Origin of the sequence: Gemmatimonas sp., assembly GCF_044345575.1 — a bacterium.
In the GTDB taxonomy this organism is placed as follows: Bacteria; Gemmatimonadota; Gemmatimonadetes; order Gemmatimonadales; family Gemmatimonadaceae; genus Gemmatimonas.
In genome coordinates, this window is record NZ_JBIJAW010000267.1 from 1 (window position 1) to 4,583 (window position 4,583).

The 4,583-nt window shown below is 69.3% G+C and carries 3 protein-coding genes; all 3 read left to right on the plus strand.

Going from position 1 to position 4,583, the window contains the following annotated elements:
- On the plus strand, nucleotides 1–1,797 hold a 1,797-nt coding region (locus tag ACIQ6O_RS13230; protein WP_396208260.1), incomplete at its 5' end, for an efflux RND transporter permease subunit.
- Nucleotides 1,794–2,969, plus strand: coding sequence for an efflux RND transporter periplasmic adaptor subunit (locus tag ACIQ6O_RS13235; RefSeq protein WP_396208261.1), 1,176 nt, complete (start codon nucleotides 1,794–1,796; stop codon nucleotides 2,967–2,969). The genes ACIQ6O_RS13230 and ACIQ6O_RS13235, both read left to right, overlap by 4 nt.
- Nucleotides 2,970–3,036: 67 nt before the next feature.
- Nucleotides 3,037–4,583, plus strand: a 1,547-nt coding sequence (locus ACIQ6O_RS13240) for a hypothetical protein (RefSeq protein WP_396208262.1), incomplete at its 3' end; no start/stop codon positions are given.

Here is a 4,583-nt window from a genome sequence, read left to right on the forward strand (position 1 = left end):
GCGTCGTACGTGATTTCGCGCACGCTCGTGCCGACGCTCGTGAAGTTCGCCATGCAGCGCGAGCGCGCCATCGAAGCGAAGCGCGCCGGATTGCCGCAGCGTCCCGGGCTCTTCGCCCGCATGCACTACGGCTTCGAGCAGTGGTTCGAGGGACAGCGCGTGCGCTATCGCCTCGCACTCGGCGCCATGCTGGCCAAGCCGGCCCGCCTGCTGGTCGGCATCGTGCTGGTGATCGTGTCCGCGGGGGCGCTCGTCCCGTGGCTCGGACGCGACTTCTTCCCGCAGGTGGACGCCGGGCAGATCCGCCTGCACCTGCGCGCACCGGTGGGCACCCGTCTCGAGGAGACGGCGCGCATGGTGGCCGCCGTGGAGGCGCGTATCCGCACCATCATTCCGCCGCAGGACGTCGCCACGATTCTCGACAACGTCGGCATCGCCAGCACGAGCCTCACCAACCTCGCGTTCAGCGATAATCCCACCACCGGCGTCACCGACGCCGACCTGCTGGTGGTGCTCAGCGAAGAGCGCGCAGGCGAGACGGCGAAGTACGCGAGCGAAATCCGCCGCGTGATGCGCGACGAGTTTCCCAACGTGTTCTTCCAGTCGGCCGACATCATCGGGCAGATCCTCAACGCCGGATTGCCTGCCCCGGTGAACGTGCAGGTCACGGGCACCAACCGCGCCGAGAACATCGTGGTGGCACGCGCGCTGGAGAAGCGGCTGCGCGAGATTCCCGGCGCGGTGGATGTGTACCTGCAGCAGCGTCTCGAGGCACCGCAGCTCAATGTGAATGTGGACCGCACCCGCGCCGGTTCGTTCTCCCTCACCACGCGTGAGGTGGCGAGCGACCTGCTCGTCTCGCTGTCGTCGAGTGGACAGACGCAACCCAACGTGTGGCTCAACCCGCAGAACGGCGTGCAGTACACCGTGAGCGTGCAGACGCCGCAGTACCGGGTGCCGTCGCTCGAGGCGCTGGGGCAGACCCCGGTGTCGGGCGCCGGCGGCGCCACTCCGCAGCTGCTGGAGAACGTCGCCACCATTTCGCGCGGTAGCGGCATGGCCGTGGTGAGCCATTACGACGTGTCGCCGGTGTTCGATGTCTACGCCAACGTGCAGCACCGCGATCTTGGCGCCGTGGCGGCCGACATCGACATGGTGCTCGACTCCCTTCGCCCCTCGCTCCCCAAGGGCACGACCCTCGTGATGCGCGGTCAGGTGGCGAGCATGCGCGAATCCTACAAGGGACTCGCGACCGGGCTGCTCTTCGCCGTGGTGCTCGTGTATCTCATCATGGTCATCAACTTCCAGAGCTGGCTCGACCCGTTCATCATCAGCAGCGCCCTGCCCGTCGCGCTGACCGGCGTGATCTGGATGCTGTTCGCAGCCGGCAACACCATCAGCGTGCCAGCCTTCATGGGCGCCATCATGAGTGTGGGCGTGGCCACCGCCAACGGTATTCTCGTGGTGGCCTTCGCCAACGAGCGCATGGATGCCGGCCTCTCCGCGTTCGACGCGGCGCTCGAAGCCGCGACCACGCGTCTGCGTCCCGTCATCATGACGGCAGCAGCAATGGTGGTGGGTATGGTGCCCATGGCGCTGGGCATTGGTGAAGGTGGCGAGCAGAACGCCCCGCTCGGGCGCGCGGTGATCGGCGGTCTCACGTTCGCCACGGTCGCCACGCTCACACTGCTGCCGCTCGTGTACAGCCGTTTGCGTGCGGGGCGTGCGCGCCCTGATCCCCTGTCTGCACCGGTGGCCGGCCATGGTTCGGCGCCGATTCCTGTACCGGTTTCATGATGACCACTCACCCCACTGCACGTCTCCGTCAGGGACGTGTGCTCCCCATCGTGCTGGTTCTGGTGTTCGGCGGCATGCTCGCCGCGGGAGCACTCCCGCGCATCGCGCAATCGCGCGCCCGCGACACCGAACGCGAGCAGGTGAACGCCGCGCCCACGGTGTTCACGGAGAAGGTGCGCAAGGACACCACGAGTACCCCACTCGAGCTCCCAGGGAGTGTCACCGGCCTGCATGAAACGCCGATCTTCGCGCGCGCGAACGGCTTCGTACGGGCGCTCCGCGTGGACATCGGTTCGGTGGTGCGCACGGGCGACACATTGCTCGTGCTCGACATGCCCGAGGTGCGCGAGCAGGCGATGCAGGCGGCCGCCGTGGTGGAACAGACCGAGGCCAGTGCCGCGCTGGCGCGTACCTCGCTCAGGCGGTGGCAGCAGCTCGCACAGCAGGGGGTGGTGACACCGCAGGAGCTCGACGAGCGCCAGGCGCAGGCGAACGTCACGGAGGCCAATCTCCGTGCAGCCAGAGCCAACGTGGCCAACCTGCGCGAGGTGCTGCGGTTCGGTGCGGTGCTCGCGCCGTTCTCCGGCGTGGTCACATCGCGCACCGTCGATCTCGGGGCATTGGTGGTGGCCGGTGCCGCCGCAGCGGCGCGGCCACTGCTCACGCTGGTGCAGACCGACACCGTACGTGTGATGCTCAATGTGCCGCAGAGCGCAGCGGCGCGCGTACGCGCCGGGATGCGCGCGCGTGTGCTCGTCCGCGACGCCGGCGATGCCTCCGTGGCGGGCACCGTCGTGCGCACCGCCGGCGCCATCGACCCGGTCACCCGCACGCTGCTCACCGAACTCCACATTCCGAATCGCGCGCGCACACTGCTCCCGGGCATGTATGCGCAGGTGCAGTTCACGGTCCCCTCCACAGGGGCGTCGCTGCGCATTCCGGCCATCGCGCTCATCGTGCGCGGCGAGGGCACGCTCGTCGCGCGCGTCGAAAACGACACGGTCCAACTCGTGCCGGTCACCCTCGGCCGCGACTTTGGCACCTCGGTGGAAGTACTCGACGGCGTGAAGGCCGGCGATGCACTCGTCGTGAACCCGCCCGAATCGTTGAGCGATGGCCTCCGCGTGCGCGCCGTGGCGCGCGGTGGCGGAAAAGCCCCAACCAAGCCGTGAAGCGCGTCGGTCCCGACGCACCAGGCAGCGCGGTGACGCGCGATCGCCATCAACAGCTATCCCTCCCATGAGCAAGCGATTCGCCCTCGCCGCCGCCCTCGCCGCGCCGGTCTCCATGTCCGCACAGCAGCCCGCCATCGCGTCGTGGGTCGCGTTCGACGCCCCTGTGGGACTCGAGATGCGCACCACCCCGTCGCTCATCCCCACGCTCAATGCGTTCACGGGTGGCACGTGGAAGGCCGATGCCGCCGGCAATCTCGTGCTGCGCAAGGGATCGGGTTCGCCGAAACGGGTGGTGGCGTGCGGCATCGATCGCGCAGGGTTCGCCGTCACGCAGATCACGGCTGACGGATTGTTGCGATTACACCGCGTCGGTAACGTCGCGCATCCGCTCTGGGATCAGGCGCACGAGGGGCAGCAGCTCGAGATCCTCACCGATCGCGGTCCCGTTACCGCCGTCGCGGCCATCGCCAACGGGCACTTCGCGCAGCAGCACCGCCGCGATTCCCTCGTCGTGAGCGCCGACGACCTGTGGGTGGATGTGGGCGCGTCGTCACCGGCCGAGGTGGCCGCGCTTGGTGTCAAACTGCTCGACCCGGTGCAGCGCCGGCTCGACGCATGGAGCTACAGTGAGCAGGTCGCGGGAAGCTTCGCCGCCCAGCGCGCCGGATGCGCAGCACTCGTGACGGCCGCGCGCGGAACGGTCACGCAGGGCGAGACGATGTTCATCATCAGCACGCAGAGCACGCTCGGCTGGCCGGGACTCGGCGGCGTGCTCGCGCGCGCGCCGCAGTTCAAGGCCGACGAAATCACCCTGCTCATGGGCGGGCGCAGCACGCGCACCCAGCGCTGGGCACGCGCCGGCGCACTCCCCGCGGTGAATATCGGGGTCTTCCGTGCGGCCCGCGCCGATTCGGTGCGAGTCCTCTCGCCGGCCGTGCGCCATGCCAACACGCTGGTGGAGAGCCTCAACAGTCGCGAAGCCGAATGGCTGCTGGCCGAGGTCACCAAGGCCGCGGGCGTGAGTAGCACGGGCACCAACACCTGGGCCACCATTCCGCGGCGCCGTCGGGCGAGTGCACACGCCGACACGCCGGCGGCTGGCGATGCGCACGCCTCCACGATGAAGCTGCTCGCGTCGCTCGCCGACCTGCCCGGCGTGCCCATGCACGAATGGCGCGTGCGCGAAGCGATCCGTGCGGCCCTGCCGGCGTGGGCGCAGCAGCGCGCGGTGGTGGACAGCGTGGGCAATCTCATCGTGAGCATCGGCCCCGCGCGAGACACGGTGGTGTTCATGGCGCACATGGACGAAGTCGCGTACCACGTGGCGGGCATTCGCGGCGACGGTACCGTGACGCTGCGTGAGCGTGGCGGCGTGGTGAATTCGGCGTGGGAAGGGCAGCCGGCGGTGCTGCATCTGTCGCGTGGTGCCGATGGCAGCGCCGACACGATTCCGGGGATCTTCGTGCCGCGCGACAGCGCCCGTCTGCGGCAGCCGGGCACGCTCACTGCCTGGTTCGGCATGGACTCGGCCGCGCTCGTGGCCCGCGGCGTGCGCGTGGGCCTCGGGGTGAACAGCCCCAAGGTCAGTGCGCGCCTCTTCGGCCCCCGCTT